Source organism: Blastocatellia bacterium, assembly GCA_035573895.1.
In the GTDB taxonomy this organism is placed as follows: Bacteria; Acidobacteriota; Blastocatellia; order HR10; family HR10; genus DATLZR01.
This window is the reverse complement of sequence record DATLZR010000145.1, coordinates 1-17,704: the sequence shown is the minus strand read 5'-3', so window position 1 is coordinate 17,704 and position 17,704 is coordinate 1. Positions and strand designations below refer to the sequence as shown.

Annotated in this window: 17 protein-coding genes; 11 read left to right on the top strand and 6 right to left on the bottom strand. The window is 61.3% G+C overall.

Translation table 11 applies throughout. The features are described from left to right. The 5 genes from VNM72_12655 to VNM72_12635 all read left to right on the top strand — a co-directional run. A partial coding sequence (locus VNM72_12655; GenBank protein ID HXF06247.1) for a 2-hydroxyacyl-CoA dehydratase family protein occupies nucleotides 1-201 on the top strand: 201 nt, incomplete at its 5' end. A gap of 87 nt (nucleotides 202-288) precedes the next feature. After that, on the top strand, nucleotides 289-1,155 hold the full coding sequence (locus tag VNM72_12650; protein HXF06246.1) for an acyl-CoA dehydratase activase: 867 nt from the start codon (nucleotides 289-291) through the stop codon (nucleotides 1,153-1,155). Nucleotides 1,156-1,194: 39 nt separating this feature from the next. Continuing rightward, nucleotides 1,195-2,031: an acyl-CoA dehydratase activase gene (locus VNM72_12645; protein ID HXF06245.1), complete on the top strand. Its 837-nt coding sequence runs from the start codon at nucleotides 1,195-1,197 to the stop codon at nucleotides 2,029-2,031. A gap of 62 nt (nucleotides 2,032-2,093) precedes the next feature. Beyond that, nucleotides 2,094-3,164, top strand: a complete 1,071-nt coding sequence (gene lipA, locus VNM72_12640; GenBank protein HXF06244.1) for a lipoyl synthase — start codon at nucleotides 2,094-2,096, stop codon at nucleotides 3,162-3,164. 141 nt (nucleotides 3,165-3,305) lie between these two features. Then, nucleotides 3,306-4,244, top strand: a complete 939-nt coding sequence (locus tag VNM72_12635) for a PDZ domain-containing protein (protein HXF06243.1) — start codon at nucleotides 3,306-3,308, stop codon at nucleotides 4,242-4,244. 148 nt (nucleotides 4,245-4,392) lie between these two features. On the opposite strand, the gene rsmA is transcribed toward VNM72_12635, so the two are convergent. After that, nucleotides 4,393-5,229, bottom strand: coding sequence for a 16S rRNA (adenine(1518)-N(6)/adenine(1519)-N(6))-dimethyltransferase RsmA (gene rsmA, locus VNM72_12630; GenBank protein ID HXF06242.1), 837 nt, complete (start codon nucleotides 5,227-5,229; stop codon nucleotides 4,393-4,395). A gap of 10 nt (nucleotides 5,230-5,239) precedes the next feature. Beyond that, complete coding sequence (gene ribD, locus VNM72_12625; GenBank protein HXF06241.1) at nucleotides 5,240-6,436, bottom strand: bifunctional diaminohydroxyphosphoribosylaminopyrimidine deaminase/5-amino-6-(5-phosphoribosylamino)uracil reductase RibD; 1,197 nt, start codon at nucleotides 6,434-6,436, stop codon at nucleotides 5,240-5,242. A gap of 48 nt (nucleotides 6,437-6,484) precedes the next feature. Between ribD and radA the strand changes: the two genes are divergently transcribed. From radA to VNM72_12595, 6 genes are all read left to right on the top strand, one after another. Continuing rightward, nucleotides 6,485-7,849 (top strand): DNA repair protein RadA, encoded by a 1,365-nt coding sequence (radA, locus tag VNM72_12620; protein HXF06240.1) that lies wholly within the window; start codon nucleotides 6,485-6,487, stop codon nucleotides 7,847-7,849. 155 nt (nucleotides 7,850-8,004) lie between these two features. Continuing rightward, complete coding sequence (locus tag VNM72_12615; GenBank protein ID HXF06239.1) at nucleotides 8,005-9,054, top strand: TRAM domain-containing protein; 1,050 nt, start codon at nucleotides 8,005-8,007, stop codon at nucleotides 9,052-9,054. Between the two features lie 181 nt (nucleotides 9,055-9,235). Then, a complete protein-coding gene (gene ispD, locus VNM72_12610) occupies nucleotides 9,236-9,913 on the top strand; it encodes a 2-C-methyl-D-erythritol 4-phosphate cytidylyltransferase (GenBank protein ID HXF06238.1) in 678 nt (225 codons plus the stop codon). Further along, a complete protein-coding gene (gene ispF / locus VNM72_12605) occupies nucleotides 9,910-10,410 on the top strand; it encodes a 2-C-methyl-D-erythritol 2,4-cyclodiphosphate synthase (GenBank protein HXF06237.1) in 501 nt (166 codons plus the stop codon). The genes ispD and ispF overlap by 4 nt, the downstream gene beginning before the upstream one ends. Before the next feature lie 190 nt (nucleotides 10,411-10,600). Then, nucleotides 10,601-11,911, top strand: coding sequence for a thymidine phosphorylase (locus VNM72_12600; GenBank protein ID HXF06236.1), 1,311 nt, complete (start codon nucleotides 10,601-10,603; stop codon nucleotides 11,909-11,911). A gap of 330 nt (nucleotides 11,912-12,241) precedes the next feature. Beyond that, entirely contained in the window at nucleotides 12,242-13,489 is a 1,248-nt protein-coding gene (locus VNM72_12595; protein ID HXF06235.1) for a NupC/NupG family nucleoside CNT transporter, read from the top strand. Nucleotides 13,490-13,679: 190 nt separating this feature from the next. Here VNM72_12595 and VNM72_12590 read toward each other — a convergent pair whose 3' ends face one another. The 4 genes from VNM72_12590 to lexA are packed head-to-tail and all read right to left on the bottom strand — an operon-like array spanning nucleotide 13,680 to nucleotide 17,540. Beyond that, nucleotides 13,680-15,860 (bottom strand): DNA polymerase domain-containing protein, encoded by a 2,181-nt coding sequence (locus VNM72_12590; protein ID HXF06234.1) that lies wholly within the window; start codon nucleotides 15,858-15,860, stop codon nucleotides 13,680-13,682. Continuing rightward, nucleotides 15,844-16,119 carry a hypothetical protein gene (locus tag VNM72_12585; GenBank protein HXF06233.1) on the bottom strand — a complete coding sequence of 92 codons (276 nt, stop codon included), beginning with the start codon at nucleotides 16,117-16,119 and terminating at the stop codon, nucleotides 15,844-15,846. The genes VNM72_12590 and VNM72_12585 overlap by 17 nt, the downstream gene beginning before the upstream one ends. A gap of 48 nt (nucleotides 16,120-16,167) precedes the next feature. After that, nucleotides 16,168-16,947: a hypothetical protein gene (locus tag VNM72_12580; protein ID HXF06232.1), complete on the bottom strand. Its 780-nt coding sequence runs from the start codon at nucleotides 16,945-16,947 to the stop codon at nucleotides 16,168-16,170. Further along, on the bottom strand, nucleotides 16,944-17,540 hold the full coding sequence (lexA, locus tag VNM72_12575; GenBank protein HXF06231.1) for a transcriptional repressor LexA: 597 nt from the start codon (nucleotides 17,538-17,540) through the stop codon (nucleotides 16,944-16,946). Before lexA ends, VNM72_12580 begins: the two co-directional genes overlap by 4 nt. Between the last annotated feature and the right edge of the window lie 164 nt (nucleotides 17,541-17,704).

The window sequence follows — 17,704 nt, the reverse complement described above, 5'->3', positions numbered from 1 at the left end:
GCCGGTCAGGGTGACATGCGGGATTACTTTGCGCGGCAGCTCGGTGTGCCGACGCTCTATATCGAGTCGGACCTGGAGGACCCGCGGTATTTCGCGGAAGCGCAGATTCGGAATCGCCTGGATGCCTATTTCGAGGCGCTCGAACATCACCAAAGGAACCAACGGCACCGACCCGGAGATGCGAGGGGTAGCCTTTCCTGAAACCACGTTCACGACCGGCAGGACTCTGGACACGATGTGTCACGGACAGGCTCTCCCGGCTCTGTCACATTTGAGGAGGAACCACCGATGAGATACGGTGCGGGAGTAGATGTCGGCTCCACACAGACGAAGGCCGTCATCATGGAGGAATCGCGTGGAATTGTGGCCCGGGCCCTTGTGGACACCGGAGCCAACGTCACCCGTTCGGCGGAAGCCGCCTTCCTGGCGGCTTGTGAGCAGGCGGGGCTCCGCCCGAGCGATGTCGGCTACATTGTCGGCACCGGCTATGGGCGATACAAGATCACTTTTGGTCAGAGTCAGGTCACCGAGATCAGTTGTCATGCGCGAGGAGCGCATTACATCTTCCCCACGACGCGCACCGTGATTGATATGGGAGGACAGGACTCCAAAGCCATCAGCATCGGCCCGCAGGGCGAGGTGCTCGATTTCGTCATGAACGATAAGTGCGCCGCCGGGACGGGGCGATTTCTCGCCAACGCCGCCGACGTGCTGGGCATCACTCTCGATGAGATCGGCCCGTTGTCGCTCAAGGGAATGCATCCGGTGAAGCTCACGACGGTCTGCACGGTCTTTGTCGAATCGGACATCCTTTCCTATCTCGCCCTGGGGAAGAAGCCGGAGGATATTCTCCGGGGCGTTCATCTGGCCATTGCCCGACGCACCGTGTCGCTCGTGCGGAGGATTCCGCTGCAACCCGACATCGCTCTCACGGGGGGAGTCTCCCGCAATGTGGGAATGGTGCGGGCGCTCGAAGAAGTTTTGCAGACCAAGCTTCTCGTCAGTTCAGATTCCCATTTCATGGGAGCCATTGGTGCAGCGCTCTTTGCTCTGGAGAAACTGGACCGGAGTTTCGAGTCCAACCTCTGGCCTCATCGTCGGTCGGAGGAAGCGATGGCGGGAACCCGATTGCCTCCACAGGAGGGATCCGCCTGATGGGCTGTGGAGTGCCGTCCGGACAGAAGGAGGAAGCCCATGATCTGCGTGGCCGGAATTGACGTTGGATCGGGATTGACCAAAGCGGTGATCCTGCAACGGCGGTATGACGACGCGCCCCGGCTGATCGGTCGGGCGCTCGTCCGAACGGGAACCGACCTTAACGGGACAGCGCGACGCGCCTTCGAGCGGGCCCTCGACGCGGCGGGCATCTCCCCCGGCGATGTCGTTTATATTGCCGCTACCGGCTTTGGTCGGGCGAGCGTTGATTTTCGAGACATTCAGATCACAGACATAACAAGTGCCGCTCGGGGAGCCTGGCATCTGTTGCCCGGCACGCGATCGGTTCTCGATATTGGAAGTCAATCCACCCGTGCCATCAGCCTGACCGAGGGCGGCAAGGTCCACCTCTTCAAAAGCAACGACAAATGTGCCGCTGGGTCGGGCAGCTTCATTGTTCGAGCGGCCAGGTATCTGCAGGTGGACCTTGAGAGTGTCGGGGTGCTCTCGCTCCGGGCAACCCATCCGCAGCCGATCAGCAGCGTCTGTGCCGTTCTGGCCGAGTCCGAGATCATCAACCACGTCAGCGCTGGTGTGAGCGTCGAGGACATTCTTCGGGGTATCCACAATTCTCTGGCGGATCGGGCGGCTTTGCTGCTCCGTCGTGTCGGATTGGGTAGTGACCTCACGTTCATCGGCGGGGTCGCGCGCCAGCAGGGAATGATTCGGGCGCTGGAGGATCGGTTGAACATCCCCGTTCGTGTCCCGGAGGAATGCGAGTACGTGTGTGCTCTGGGGGCAGCTCTGCTTGGTCTCCAGCGATACGAGGCGCTATCGCGCCAGCGCGAAGTCATGCAGGAGGTCGCCTCTCGGTGACGCGCCGCAAAGAGTTGAAGCGATCCGGCGGGATCGAGTAGACTTGCCTTTCGCCGAGAGGGATGAAGAGAAAGCCCGGGGAAGAACATCCGACAGAGCAAGGAGCCAATCACGCCGGTCCCTCCTCGCGCCTCTCAATCGTGGAGCTGGGGGATGAACGGGAACCTCACCGCCTTCAGGTGAAGGTCGCGCCTCGGGGGCTTGTGCGGGCGGTATCCGAACCTGTTGATCGGCGTAAACCTGACTGGTTGAAAGTTGGTCTTCCTACCGGTCCCACCTATGTTCAGCTTAAGGAGCTTGTTTCTCGGTTGCGACTCCACACGGTTTGTCAGGAGGCCCTCTGCCCCAACATCGGCGAGTGCTGGGGACACGGCACGATGACGCTCATGTTGCTCGGAAGCATCTGCACGCGGGCGTGCAAATTCTGCGCCGTTGCCACGGGCAATCCTCACGGATGGGTGGACCCCGCTGAACCGCGGCATGTCGCCGAAGCCGTGCGCATTCTCCACGCCCACCATCGTCTGGCCTATGTGGTTCTCACCAGCGTGGATCGGGATGATCTGCCCGATGGGGGAGCCGCTCATTTTGCTGAGACCGTTCGCCGAATCAAAGCCCTCGCGCCGGATGTGAAGGTAGAGGCTCTGACGCCCGATTTCCGCGGCGACCTCCGCGCTGTCGAAACTGTGCTCGACGCCGGTGTGGATGTCTTCGCCACGAACCTGGAGACGGTGCGTCGGCTCACGCCACGGGTGCGTGATCCCCGTGCGGGATACGATCAGACGCTGCGCGTTCTCCATCATGCGAAGCGGTATCGCCCGGACGTATTGACCAAAAGTAGTCTCATGCTCGGCCTGGGCGAAACCGATGAGGAGATTCGACAGGCGATGCGCGATCTGCGGGCCGTTTCTGTGGATATCCTCACGCTCGGTCAATATCTCCGTCCCACCCGGCATCATCTCCCGGTAGCGCGATACGTCACTCCAGATGAATTTGCTGCCTATCGCGTCTGGGGTTACGAGGAGGGTTTCCTCGAAGTCTTCAGCGGCCCGCTCGTTCGGAGTTCCTATCGAGCCGAACGCGTCTTCGCCACGGCCAGTGAACGATCCTCTCCCGTTACCCCTTCTCCGCGTTGAGCTGACGAAGCCTCCTTCCTCAGGCTCGAACGAAATGTCACCTGGTTGGTGCCGGTCACATGAGGTGAACTTTTATCTCTCCGGTGGCGTAAGGCAGAACGGGTCGGACATAATTCTCCCAGAGCGAAGGAGGGATAAGTCATGACGCTGACCTGTCCGAGGTGCCGGGCCCCCATCGTTGAGGGCCAGCGCTTCTGCCGCTACTGTGGCTATCGGCTGGATCAGGGGCTACAAGATGTCATCCCCACGGAACCCCTCGGGCCAACAAGCCCGCCGACTCCTTCGGCCGATCCTTTTCAGGTGGGATCCTGGTCGGACCCCGCGTTTCCGTCTCGAACGTGGGATGTGGACCGGAAGCGACGGCGATGGCGGATCACTCTCCTTGCTCTGGGACTTGGCGTGCTCATCGGTGGATTCACCATCGCGAACGTGATTCACCACGTCGTCGTTCCTCGCTTTCGGATCGAGCGACCGGCTTCCGTTGCTGTCCTCAGGACATCCACTATCGGTGTATACCTCAGAGATGAGGGAGGCACCCCGTCTGGGGCTTTCATTGATGGAGTCATTCCGGGCAGTCCGGCCGATCGCGCCGGCCTCATCGGCGGGGACATCATCATTGAAGCTAACGGTCTGCCCATTCGTGGGGGCCATGATCTGCGGCGATTCCTGAGAACCGTTTCACCGGGCGTGCCTCTCACCCTCAAGTTTCTTCGCGACGGAGAACAGCATGAGGCCATCCTCATCCCCGGCCTGGGCGCGTCGGCATCCGACCGGTCATCGGGCACCCGCCCCCACGGATTTTTCGGGATTGATCCTTCGGACCTCCGGCGCGTCCCCGTGCCGGGGAAAAGTATCTGGGGAGTTCGCCTGAGTGATATTTTGCTGAATCGCCCTGCCGATCTTGCCGGTCTGCGCGAGGGAGACATCGTCATTGAGTTCAACGGTCACCCGATTCGCACCGAGCGCGAGCTTTTTCGCCGGATTAATGAAACAACACCCTACGCCACCGTCTCCGTCAAAATCGTGCGCGACGGCCAGGAGCTTGTGATCCCCGTCAAGCTGGGACGAAGCAGCAACTGATCTGAAGCGGTTTGCCAATGGGTTTAGCCTGAGGGCGCACGTTTCTGCCCTGCCTCTGGCCGCAGGATATGGGCGCTGCCGGGCTTCGGGCAGATCACTATGGTCCTGACCGCGTGCGGTCGCGCGCTGTGTGCAGAGGGTCACGGTGTTATCGGTGGGCGGATGGGTCTCCTGCGGGGCGAGAGGCTGCAAGCGCCTGGGCGAGCCGGGCAAATTCTTCGAGACTGAGCGTCTCCGCCCGACGACCGGATTCGATCCCGGCTGTCGCCAGAGCAGCTTCAACCTCCGGGCCGAGGCGAAGGCGCGAAGCCGCGCGCTTCAGATTATTGAGAATGGTCTTTCGGCGCTCGCTGAAGCAGGCGCTGATGACCTCGAAAAAGTACTCCTCGTCCTCGACCGTGACGGCGGGCACATCCCGCATCTTCAGATGAACGACGGTGGAATGAACTTTCGGTACGGGACGGAAGACGCCGGGAGCGACCGTGAAGAGCTTGGTGGCCTCGCAGAAGTACTGAACGACGAGCGAGAGATAACCATACTCTTTGCTGCCCGGCGGGCTGAGAATGCGGTCGGCGACTTCGCGCTGGAGCATGACCGTGGCATCCCGAATGCGCGCGCGGAAGCGCAGGAGGTGCTGGATCACCGCCGTCGCGATGTTGTAGGGGAGATTGCCGAAGACGCGCACGCGCTCAGTGACGCCCTGCCGGTCGAGAAGCTCGCCGATGTCGGTCGTCAGGATGTCGCCGTTGATGAGCGTGAGGGAGTCGGTGGGGAATCGGTGGGTCAGCTCGTCAACGAGGTGCCCGTCAATTTCCAGAGCGATGACGCGCCGGGCGTGCTCCAGCAGAACACCAGTCAACGCTCCCCGGCCCGGGCCGATCTCCAGCACGACGTCGTCGGCCGAGAGACCGACGGTTCGAACCATGCGATAGCCGACCGACCGGTCAACGAGAAAATGCTGACCCCAGTGTTTCTTGGCGCGCATCGTTAATTGTTCACGACCCCGTCGGTGCGCCAGCGGCCTCCTGCCGGGTCGGGGAAGTTAAATCCTGCGAGCGGTCGTTCCGCGGATATGCCGTGAGTTCAATATCCTCGCCCACGCGATCGAGGCTGACGATGTCCACCGTCAGGGCCTCGTTCAGGCCAGCGCAGCCGCTGCCGCCAAGGGCCGGAACGGCCTCCCGTCCGCCGATCAGTCGTGGCGCCAGAAACAGGGTGAATTTGTCAACCAGACGGTGTTCGACGAAAGCTGCGGCGACTTCCGCTCCCCCTTCGACGAGCAAACGGGTGATCTCTCGACGACCGAGTTCCTCCAGCACGGCCGGCAGAGAGACGCGATGATCCTCGGGGGGGACCCGGATCACCGTGACGCCCAGAGCGCCGAGGCGTTCGATGCGCTCCTTCTCGGCGTAACTGGTGAAAACAAGAACCGGAGCCTCATCGGCCGTTCGCACCAACCGGGATTCCAGCGGGAGTCGCAACCGGGAATCGAGGACCACGCGCACGAGAGGCCGTGACCGGGGGAGTCCCAGCCGGTCCGTGAGTTGGGGATCGTCGGCCAAAACGGTGCCGATGCCCACGAGCACGGCATCAGATTGATGACGCAGTTCATGGGCCCGGCGGCGGGCCACCTCTCCGGTGATCCACCGAGACTCTCGTGACCGGGTGGCGATCCGCCCATCGAGGCTCATGGCGATCTTCAGGTGAACAAATGGCCGACCGGTCGTGATATACGTGACAAAGGCTTCGTTGAGTCGTCGCGCCTCGCTCTCACAAACTCCCAGGTCAACGCGGACACCCGCCCGACGGAGAGTTTCCAGCCCCCGACCGCATACCTGGGGATTGGGATCAATCATGGCGGCGACCACGCGCGTAATGCCCGAACGGATGATCATTTCCGTGCAGGGCGGCGTGCGCCCGTGATGGCTGCACGGTTCAAGCGTCGTATAGAGAGTTGCCCCCCGCGCCTGCTCGCCAGCATCTTCCAGCGCCAGGACTTCGGCGTGAGTCACCTGGGCATACCGGTGCACACCTCGACCGACAATCCGTCCGTCTCGGACGACGAGAGCGCCCACCAGGGGGTTGGGGCTTGCCTCTCCGATGGCCGAAGCAGCCAGCTCCAGCGCCCGACGCATCCACTGCTCGTCGGTCGTGGAAGACGTGGCGGATTGTCCCTCATGGACTCGCGCCATGACCGAAGACTAGATTATACTTACCGCGTTCGTTGTGGAGCAACTATCGTGGCTAAAGCGCAAAAGACCGTCTACATTTGCCAGCAGTGCGGCTACCAGTCGCCGAAGTGGTTGGGGAAATGTCCCGACTGTGGTGAGTGGAATTCGCTGGTGGAAGAACTGAAGCGACCGGCGGTCCAGCGTCAGTCCCGGCGATTGAACGTGCCGTCGCCCCGACGCTATGCCGAGATCGAGAGTCAAACCGATGTTCGTCAATCCAGCGGCATTCCCGAATTCGACCGTGTACTCGGCGGCGGGATCGTTCCCGGAAGCGTCGTCCTGGTCGCCGGTGATCCCGGGATTGGCAAGAGCACGCTCCTGCTCCAGATCGCCGATCAGCTCAGCCGTCAGAACGGGATTGTTCTCTACGTCTCCGGTGAAGAATCCGAGCGACAGATTAAATTACGGGGTGAACGCCTGGGTGTTCAGGCCGATCACCTCTACGTCTTAGCGGAAACCTGTTTGGAAACGATCTTTGACATCATTAATCGCCTGACGCCGTCGGCCGTCGTGGTGGATTCGATTCAAACGATCTTCTCCGAGAAGATCGAGTCGGCTCCGGGGAGCGTCTCTCAGGTGCGGGAAGCGGCAGCGCAATTTCTCCTGCTGGCCAAAAGCGAAGGCATTCCCATCTTCCTGATCGGCCATGTGACCAAAGAGGGAATGATCGCCGGGCCCAAGGCCCTGGAACATATCGTTGATACGGTCGTTTATTTTGAAGGTGAACGCCATCATCATCACCGCCTGATTCGAGCGGTGAAGAACCGCTATGGGGCCACAAACGAAGTGGGCGTCTTCGAGATGACCCATCAAGGGCTGATTCCTGTGGCCAATCCGTCGGCGCTGTTTCTGAGCGAGCGGCCACGAGGCGTTTCCGGCTCGGTCGTTTCAGCGTGTCTGGAGGGGACCCGTCCTCTTCTGGTCGAGGTGCAGGCGCTTGTAGGATCGAGCAGCTACGGAACCGGTCGGCGGATGGCGCAAGGCGTAGATCACTATCGCGTGGCGCTGCTTCTGGCCGTGCTGGAGCGACGCGTGGGTTTTCAACTTGTGGGCAGTGATGTCTTCGTCAACATCGCCGGAGGGCTCAGCGTGGATGAACCGGCGGTGGATCTGGCCGTCGTTGTGGCCGTCGCCTCCAGCGTCAGGAACATCGCCGTTGATCCTGAAATGACGATCTTCGGCGAGGTCGGTTTGGCCGGGGAAGTTCGAGCAGTCTCGGCGGCTGCCGTGCGCCTGCGCGAGTCGGCGCAGATGGGATTTCGGCGAGTCGTGCTACCGGAGAACAACCTGCGCGGCCTGGAAGTGCCGAGCGGCATGGAGGCGATCGGCGTTCGCTCGGTCGTCGAGGCCCTGGAGGCCGCTCTGGAGCGGTGACGCCCCGAATCGGCAGCGCGGCCATCTCCATTCTCCCGGAAGCAAGAAGCGGGGAGGGGAAGCCCTCTTCCTTCGCGCCGACGGCCCTCAGGATGAATCCTCTGCTATAATAAGGCCGCCTTAAGCGGTGAGGGTCTTATGGGAGGCGTAGGGCTATGGTCGTGAATCTCGATATTTTGATGTTGCGCGTCATTTTCACGCTCATCTTGCTGGGGGCGGGATATTTCCTGCGTCCCATCGGGGGGAGCATCCCTTACTCTCTGGCAGGAGCGGCCGCCCTGGCCATCGCCATCATCTTTTTTGAAACGCGCGTGCGCCGGGCAACACTCAAGACGTTGATCGGCGCCGCCGTCGGTTCCATCCTCGGCATCGTCGGTGCCACGCTCATCGGTCTGCTCATCACTCAGCAAGAGGCCCTGCCGAAAGACGCGCGGGCCTATATCACCTTCGTCCTGCTCATCTTCATGGCCTATGTGGGCCTGATGGTGGGAGCCGCCAAGGGGGAATTTCTCGATCTCTCGGCCCTCGGAGGACTGCTGCGCGAGCGCAGCGGGCAGAAAAACATCAAACTGCTCGATACCAGCGTCATCATTGATGGGCGGATCGCCGATGTCGCGGAAACGGGCTTCCTCGAAGGAGTCCTGGTCATCCCCCAGTTCATTCTCCGTGAGCTTCAACAGATCGCCGACTCCGCCGATACGAGTAAGCGCAATCGCGGTCGGCGCGGCCTCGACATCTTACAGCGCCTTCAAACAAAACATAGGCTGACGGTACAAATCTCCGAAACCGACTTCCCCGATATCCGCGACGTGGATCAAAAGCTCATCGAGCTGGCCAAGGAGCTGGGGGCCAAGATCGTGACCAACGATTTCAACCTCAACAAAGTGGCGCAACTGCGCGGCGTTGAGGTGCTCAATATCAACGAACTGGCCAATGCGCTCAAGCCGGTCGTTTTGCCGGGCGAGACCATGAAGGTCTTCGTCCTTAAGGAGGGGAAGGAAGCCAATCAAGGAGTCGCCTACCTTGACGATGGAACGATGGTCGTGGTGGATAATGCCCGACGGATGATCGGGAAAACCGTCGAAGCCACCGTGACGAGTGTGTTGCAAACGACGGCCGGGAAAATGATCTTCGGTCGCTATGAAGAGGATCAACGACCGAGCCGGCCTCCACGTGGCCACAGCCGGACGGAAAACGGAAATTAGCCGCAGAGCCGATCCGCCGGGAGAGTCTTGTCCCATCGGCGGATGACGCGGTCAGGTGGGGAAAGATTCCGGTGGCGGCGACCTCATGTGGCCGGATGGAGCGGGATGGAGGAGACGGCATCGCGTGTGATCGAAGATCGCGCATGGGGGATCAGCGGCGCTTCTGACCGACACTATGACGATGGCCATCATCGTAGCAGCCGGGCGGGGCTCGCGCATGGGAAGGAAAACGCCCAAGCAGTTCCTCGAACTGGCTGGTGAACCCGTGCTCGTTCACACCCTCCGGGGCGTGGCGGCGTGTCCCGACATTGACGGGATTCTCATTGCTCTGCCTCCGGAAGAAATGAGTTCTTTCTCATCCCTGTTCGAACGCGCGGTCCCATCCGTACGCATCGTCGCCGGCGGTGGCGAGCGACAGGAATCGGTCTTCAATGCTCTTCAGGCGATTGATCGCTTGCACACGGACATCATCGTCGTCCATGATGGCGTGCGCCCGCTCGTGACGGGCGCTGACTTCTCGAGGGTGATCGCCCGAGCGCGGGAGACGGGAGCAGCGATCCTGGCCTGCCCCGTTCGGGACACGGTCAAAGAAGTCGAAGGAGATCGCATCGTGCGAACGCTGGATCGGCAGCGACTCTATCTCGCGCAAACCCCTCAGGCATTCCGGGCGGATATCCTCATCGAGGCGCACGAGCGAGCGCGACGCGAGGGCATCATGGCCACCGATGATGCCGCGCTGGTCGAGCGCTGCGGACACCCCGTCGTGGTGGTCGAAGGATCACCCTATAACATCAAAATCACCTGGCCCGAGGATCTGCTTCTGGCCGAAGCACTCCTGCGTCTTCGAGGAGGACTGTGACGGGGCGCTGGCGCGTCGGTCTGGGCTACGACATTCATCCGCTGGTCGAAGGGCGGCAGCTCGTTCTCGGCGGCATCGCGATTGCGTACGAACGCGGATTGGCCGGACATTCCGACGCCGATGTTCTCATTCACAGCCTTTGTGACGCCCTGCTGGGGGCCGCGGCGCTCGGAGATCTCGGTCGCCATTTCCCCGATACCGATCCCCGATACAAGGACATTTCCAGCGGTGAACTCCTGCGATCTGTGGCGGCGATGGTCGGCCAGCGCGGCTTCCGCATCGAAAACGTAGATGCCACCATCGTGGCCGAAGAGCCCCGGCTCGCTCCCTTCATCGAGGCGATGCGAAATCACCTGGCCGAGATTCTCAACCTCGCTCCCGAACAGATCAGCATCAAAGCGAAAACTCACGAAGGGCTCGATGCGGTCGGTCGGGGGGATGCCATTGCTGCCTATGCCGTTTGCCTGCTGGAACACGTTGGTGGAGGAACGCTATGAGATCGGTCACCCGGGCATGTCACCCGGCCATCGCGGAATCAAACTCATCCCTGCCGGGGGAATCTCTCCGAGAGAATCGCCTGTTGCCATCCGGCCGGAAGAGGGGGCAGTCGGCACAGATCATCTGCCGGAGGCCGCGGGCGGGGAGGAGTCTTTCGGACGATGCTCGGATGGGAACTGGAGAACACCTATGCGCGTGGTAGACCTCATCAAGAAAAAACGCGACGGTCACGAGCTGACCCCCGAGGAGATTTCTTTTCTCATCCATGGCTACACGAGAGGGGAGGTCCCCGACTATCAGATGGCTGCCTGGTTGATGGCAGTGGTGTGGCGGGGGATGACGGATCGAGAGACGCGCATTCTCACCGAGGAAATGGTGCGATCCGGTCACGTGCTCGATCTCTCGGACATTCCCGGCATCAAGGTTGATAAACACAGCACCGGTGGAGTCGGCGATAAAACCTCGCTCATCCTGGCGCCGCTTGTAGCCGCCGCCGGGGTGCCGGTTCCGATGGTGTCCGGTCGGGGATTGGCTCACACCGGTGGAACGCTCGACAAACTGGAGTCAATCCCCGGATTTCGCGTCGCGCTGACGCTGGACGAGTACCGGGAGACGCTCCGCCGGGTTGGATTCGTGATGTGCGGGCAAACCGATGACATTGCTCCGGCGGATAAGAAGCTCTATGCTCTGCGCGACGTGACGGCGACGGTGGACTGCATCCCCCTCATGGCAGCCAGCATTATGTGCAAGAAGCTGGCCGAAGGGATTGATGCGCTCGTCGTGGATGTGAAGGTGGGATCGGGAGCGTTCTTGAAAACAGAAGCGGAAGCCGGGACCCTGGCGCGGACGCTCGTGACCATCGGCGAGAGCATGGGTAAGCGCGTGCGCGCTTTCATCACCGATATGGATCAACCGCTCGGTCGCGCCGTGGGCAATGCCCTGGAGGTGATCGAAAGCTTCGAGGTGCTGAAGGGACGCGGTCCGGAAGATGTCACGGCGCTTTCGCTGGAGCTGGCTGCTCAGATGGTCCTGTTGGGAGGGCGCGCGGCGACACTGGACGAGGCCCGGCAACTCGTTGCGCGACTCCTGGCCGAGGGGGCGGGGTTGGAGAGGTTCCGTCGGCTCATCGAAGCACAGGGTGGCGATCCCCGGGTTGTGGACGAGTACAGTCGTCTGCCTCACGCGCGTCACCAGGTCGTCTACGAGGCGGAGACTGACGGGTACATCGTCGCCATGAATGCCGAACTCATCGGACGGGCCGCTATGGTGCTCGGTGCCGGACGCGATCGGATGGATTCGCCGATTGATCACGGCGTCGGCCTCGTCCTCGCCAAGAAAGTGGGCGATGCGGTGAGACGCGGCGAGCCCCTCTGCATCATCCACTCTAACGATGAGGAGAAACGAACGGCGGCATTTCCCCTGCTTCGAGAAAGTTTCATCGTGGGTGACGCACCGCCGTCGCCACAGCCTTTGATCAAAAAGGTGATCGGAGCCGACTGACGGTGCATCACTGCACGATCTTCGGTCGCGCAGGCGCGCCGATGAGCCTGGCCGGAAAGGCGAGGGGAACGCACTCAGGCGCTTCCATACCCGGTTCGCGGTGTGGCACCGGGACGTGAATATCGTATGGAGGCGGAGTTTCGACATCATTGATTGAGGGAGACGAGAATGAGAAAAGATCGCCAATTTTTGCGGAAAGCCCTGGTGGCTATTATCGTGCTTCTCTCTGCCAGCGTGGCGATGGAGGCCGTGGGGATCGGCGATGCCCCGCCGTCCCCGGCTGCCGGTCCGGGCCGGATGGAGGTCTCCAATTCTCCGTCGGCCCAGGATATGCCTGACCGGGCGCGAGAAGCCCCGGTGCCTTTGCACACACGACTCATGGGATTGGTCGGTCTGGCCGTGCTGCTCGGTGTGGCCTTCTTCTTCTCGAACCACCGGCGCGATGTCAAGCCGCGAGTGATCATCTGGGGCTTCGGTTTGCAAATCGCTCTGGCTCTGCTCATCCTTCGGACAAGGCCGGGCCGATGGTTTTTCGACCACCTGGGCGAGATCATCAAGCGATTGCTCGCGTTTGCCGTTGAAGGAGCGACGTTCGTCTTCGGTCCGCTGGCGGGAGAGAGTCTCGGCGTCATCTTCGCCTTTCGCGTCCTGCCGACGATCATCTTCGTCTCTTCGCTTTTTTCGATTCTCTATTATCTGGGCATCCTGCAGCGCGTCGTCCTGGCAATGGCCAAAGTCATGGCCTGGACGATGAAAGCCAGCGGAGCCGAGAGCCTCTCGGCGGCGGCCAACGTCTTCATGGGGCAGACGGAAGCGCCGCTCATCATCGCTCCCTACATTCCTCGGCTGACGCGCTCCGAGTTGCTGTGCGTGATGATCGGCGGTATGGCCACGATTGCCGGGGGCGTGATGGCCGCCTACATCGCCATGGGGATCAATCCGACCTATTTACTGACGGGGAGCACGATGGCAGCTCCGGCGGCAATTATGATGTCCAAGATTTTGATCCCGGAGAAGGAAGAACCGCTCACGGCAGGGGTCGTGAAGATCGAGGTCAAAACCGAAGATAGGAACGTGATCGAGGCTGCCGCGCGAGGAGCCAGCGATGGCGCTCGCCTGGCCATCAACGTGGCGGCCATGCTCATCGCCTTCATCGCCTTGATCGCCTTGATCAACGCCATTCTCGGCTTCCTCCACGCCCACCTGAGCTTCGTCCCGCCGAGCCTGCAGTGGATTCTGGGCAAGGTCTTTGCGCCGCTCGCGTTTGTCATGGGCGTGCCGACGCGCGATATTGTCGCGGTGGGGAATCTGTTCGGCCAGAAGCTCGTCCTCAACGAGTTCGTGGCCTACGTCGAGCTAGCCAAAATTCAGGAGTCGCTGCATCCTCGCTCGGTGATGATTGCCACATATGCGCTCTGCGGCTTTGCCAATTTCGCTTCCATCGGCATTCAAATCGGAGGGATCGGGGGAATTGCTCCGACGCGTCGGAGCGATCTGGCCGAACTCGGTCTGCGGGCGATGTTTGGCGGATTTCTCACGACCTGCATCACGGCCACCATCGCGGGGTTGATCAACTAGAGCAGGTTGCCAATGAATTCACCCTGAGAGCGCACGCTTCCACCGTGCCTCTTCCCGTAAAGATGCGAGCGGTGCCGGGGTACAATGGAAAACCGCTCCACGTCGGCGGGGCGCCGGCAAAGTGATATGCCCGATACCATGAAGACTCGGGAGATCCCCTCGTGTCGCCCGGTGAGGGCAGGGAACGACCTCACGCGGTGACAAAACCACGAAGGATTTCGTCAGCGGCATCCTGTAAAAGTCGGCTGTAGTACTCGGCATCATACTCGGTCGCCGTCTCGAGGAAAGCGTCGGATCGGACACGACCCCGCTCATCAGACCGATCCACCACGAGATAACGGATGATTTCTCCCGCGTGAAGACGAGTTCCGACACGGGTGAGCTGGCGGGCAGCTTCTGCCGGGAGGGTATTCGCGCGGTAGGCATCGGGAGCCTTTGAGAGTCGGCGCGTGATCAGCAAATCGCTCGGTTCCACGCGGCCCTGACGTAACTGCTGGTGCCAGCTCTGGACGAGAGCGCGAGCCTGGGGAATTCGTCCTCGACACTGCTCCAGGGAGTCCGCATCTCCCAGCAGTCGCAGCAAAGCGAGTTGCGCCTCCCGAATGAATGGGGGCGTATCATGGCGGCGGCAGAGCAACCCGCGAATCTTCAGTTCGCCGTGAGAAAATCGCCCGAAAAAGCGACAGGCGACGCCTCGTTCGGCATTCTCTCTCGACGGGAGGAAGACAATCCAGCGATAGATGCCTTCGAGCGTCATCTCCACATCCGTCCGGCGCGTGATCTCCCGGCAGAGGGCGAGGACCTCCTCCTCACTCATGTGGGGTTTGGTGATCCACAAACTGTCGGTGAGCGCGTGAAGGAGATGGAATCCCCGCGCTTCCGCCATCTCTTTGGCCTGGAGTAAGAGTTCGCGGCCCCAGGCGGTGGTAGCCTCATGCGCTTCGATGCGTCCGAATCGGGCGTTGCGATACCCGGTGTAGCCGAAGCACGTCACCAACAACCACTTCAGCGCGTGTTGTCGCCGATCATACAACGCGTGCGCATCACCGTGATGAACCCGCTTCAACTGCTTGTAGGCGCGGCGCAGTTCGAGAAGAGGCCGCAGCGCCCGAGGCAGCAGGCCCTCTCGTCGCTGACATACGGTGTAGCCGATCTCCGGTACACGAGCAGACGAACAGCAGGAGCATCGAACGGTTTCCGGCGAGAGGTTTTTCTTCATCATGAGCGTGGGATACATGCTCGCATAGTCTATCTCCGCGACGTTCTCGAATGCTCCCACCGGCTGCACATAGGTTAATCCTCCCTTGTCGGCGATGAGCAAGTCCCAGGCTGTTTTATACTTCTCCGGCTCCGCCTTGGCGTAGGGAATGAGAATGCCCTCGCTGAATGCCTGGTAGCATTCGATGGAGTTCATCGCCGTGCCGGGACTCGTTCGGGCGGCTTTCTGCGGAGGAAGTCGAGACAGACGACTCAGCTCGATGAGGCCATCGAGTCCCGTCTCGCTCACGATAAAGCTCGTCGCTCGATCAACGTGCCAGCGACCGTAGCCGATATAGCTGGGGGGCTTATAGAGAATCCGACCATAACTGAAATAGCTTCGACCCTCGCGCCGAACGGGCCGTTCCGTGAAAACCGTGTCGCGGTCCAGTCGAAGCGAGAGCCTCTCGCGTTGCGCCGCTTGAACAAGCGCGGGGAAGATGGCGTCGTCACCATGTTCGGTCACGATGACATCGGGATCGAACCGGCGGAGCGCGTCATTCACCATCTCCAAGAGCTCCCGCCAGGTGCGCGGATGAAGCTCGTAGCACAACCCGTCCGAAGAGAGAATGAGACTGTTTCCTTTCCCCAGGGGGAGGAGCGGACTCCGGCTGAGCCTCATCTCCAGCAGGCGCAACGGGGGGAGCTGATACGTCGGGTCCCAGGGTGAGCTGAGGCCGTGCACTTTCTCAACGATCTCTCCCTCATACTCAATGCCACAGCGGCATAAAGGGAAAAGGCCGCTCGCGTAAAGATAGTACTGCGGGATCGGAATGTCGGCATTGTACAGCGCCGATTCCCCGAGCACCGCCGCGAGACGGTTGACGACTCGACGATGATCACCGTAGCGGCGGGGAGTGAATTCTCCCACGTCAATTGTTTTACCGCTCCAGAATTCGATCCCCTCGGTCATGCGCCAGCCATCGAGCATCCCGCGCCGCAGCATCTCCTCGCCGAGCGCCCGAAGGACCGATGACGCACCTCGAGCATAGATTCTCGGTCGAAACGCCGCATCCAGGCGGAGAAGCCGACCATCCTCCCCGTAGATCCAGAGGACGACCGCATCGTGCCCTTCATGGATGTCGAAGAGAAATCCCTCAATCTCCCGGCGCATGGGAAAGCGTCTCCAGATACGCGAGCTTCAGTTCCAGTCGCCGGATGAGTCGAAGCAGTTCCAGGAGCATGGACATGAGGATCGGGTGAAAAGCAATGGGCATTGAGCTATTGGCGCCGGCTTGAACGTGACGCCGGGCCAGTTCGAACAAATCGTCCAGGAGTTGCTGATCCTCCCGGCGCAAGGCACGACGAAAATTCTTCCAGCGACCGTATTCGGCCTCCAGTACGGCGGAGTAGGGAAGAACCGTTCGCCCCATCGCGACCTCCTCACATGTGCATTTTTTTCGTGGACGAGACAGTCCGCGCTACATCCTCATTGTTCCCGCGTGGAGCCGGGACTCCTGTGGCGATTCATCGGAGACCGACAGCGCCTCCGGGCGTCGCTCGGAGAGGGGAGCCGTTGGGAAATCGTCAACCTCCAGCACGCGCAGGCTCAATCGGCGAAGATCGGTCAGGAAATACCGGCGGGCTTCAGCCGGACAGACGCTCGATTGAACGACAAGCAACGGCACACGCGAGCGACTGAGCTGCTGCAATCGGTAAAACATCTGATAGAACAGCCGCGCCGCCCGATGGCCCGGCACGCTCTCGTCGAAATAGGTCGTGCAGGGTCCGGCGATGACGAGAACGGCCCGGCGACGGATCACGCGCTCCAGAGGGATGCGCCGGACCATCTCGTTCATCTGATAGCAGGTGAAGGCCCGGCGGACAAAGACCGAGGTGAGAACCCGTTCGACGGGGACCCTTCGCCAGAGGGCTTCCCGAACGAGCGCGTAAGGATCGAAAGTATTGGCTCCATCGAGATAGAGGACGGGATGCCGCTCGGCCAGGCGTGCGACTCCGCGAAGCGCCACGCGGTAGACCGCTTCCGTCCCCGTCAGGAGAAGAGCCAGCGGCTGACGGAGCACCGTCACAACCTGTTCGACGGGCGAAAGAGCAAGGGCCTGAGTCATGATGCCGTCTCCTCCGACGCTGTCGGGCGGTCGAAGACCGATCGTGGAGATGTTTCGCCGACCGAAGATTCCTTCTCCCGCGCCCTCGACCGGACGATCCATCCCGTCGGCGAGCGTTTTTTCTAGAATCATTTCCGGCTCACGCGCAACAATCCGCAGTATTTGCCGAGCACGCGCACATCGCCGCCGGTCACAATCAGAGGGCGATATTTCCGATTCGCCGGATGCAGCTCCACTCCCCGCCGCGTGCGATAGAACCGTTTCAGGGTGACCTCACCCTCGATGGCGACGGCGGCGATTTCGCCCGATTCGACGCGCGGCTGCTGGCGAATGATGGCCAGATCGCCATCCAGGATATGCTCGTCAATCATGCTATCGCCCTGAACGCGCACGGCGAAATAGGTCCCTCGGGCAAACCGCTCCCCGTCAATGACCACCTCTCCTTCGAGAGTTTCTTCCGCCAGCAGGGGCCGACCGGCAGCGATCCGCCCCACAATGGGGATCCGACGCGGTCTCGCCATGGCGTGATCGGCTAGCACAATGCCGCGACTGCGGCCCGGCAACCGCCGGAGAACTCCTTTTCTTTCCAGAGCGGCCAGATGATCTTGAACCGCCCGCAGCGTGATGCCGAAATGTTCGCCGATCTCGCGCAGGCTCGGCGGCAATCCTCGCTCGGCCTGAAACCGTTTGATGAACTCTAAAACCTCCCGTTGTCGTTCCGTCATCCCGTTCTCCTTCGGGCCTCCGTTCCGGGGACTCGACATTTGTATAGTATAGCGCTGGCGACTCTGTCAAGGGCATTTTCAGGCCATCCGGTGGGGTGATTTTCTCTGCCGGCGTGTGGCGGTGGCCGGGACGCCCGGTGAAGTCGGGCGAAACCCCGGGCGAC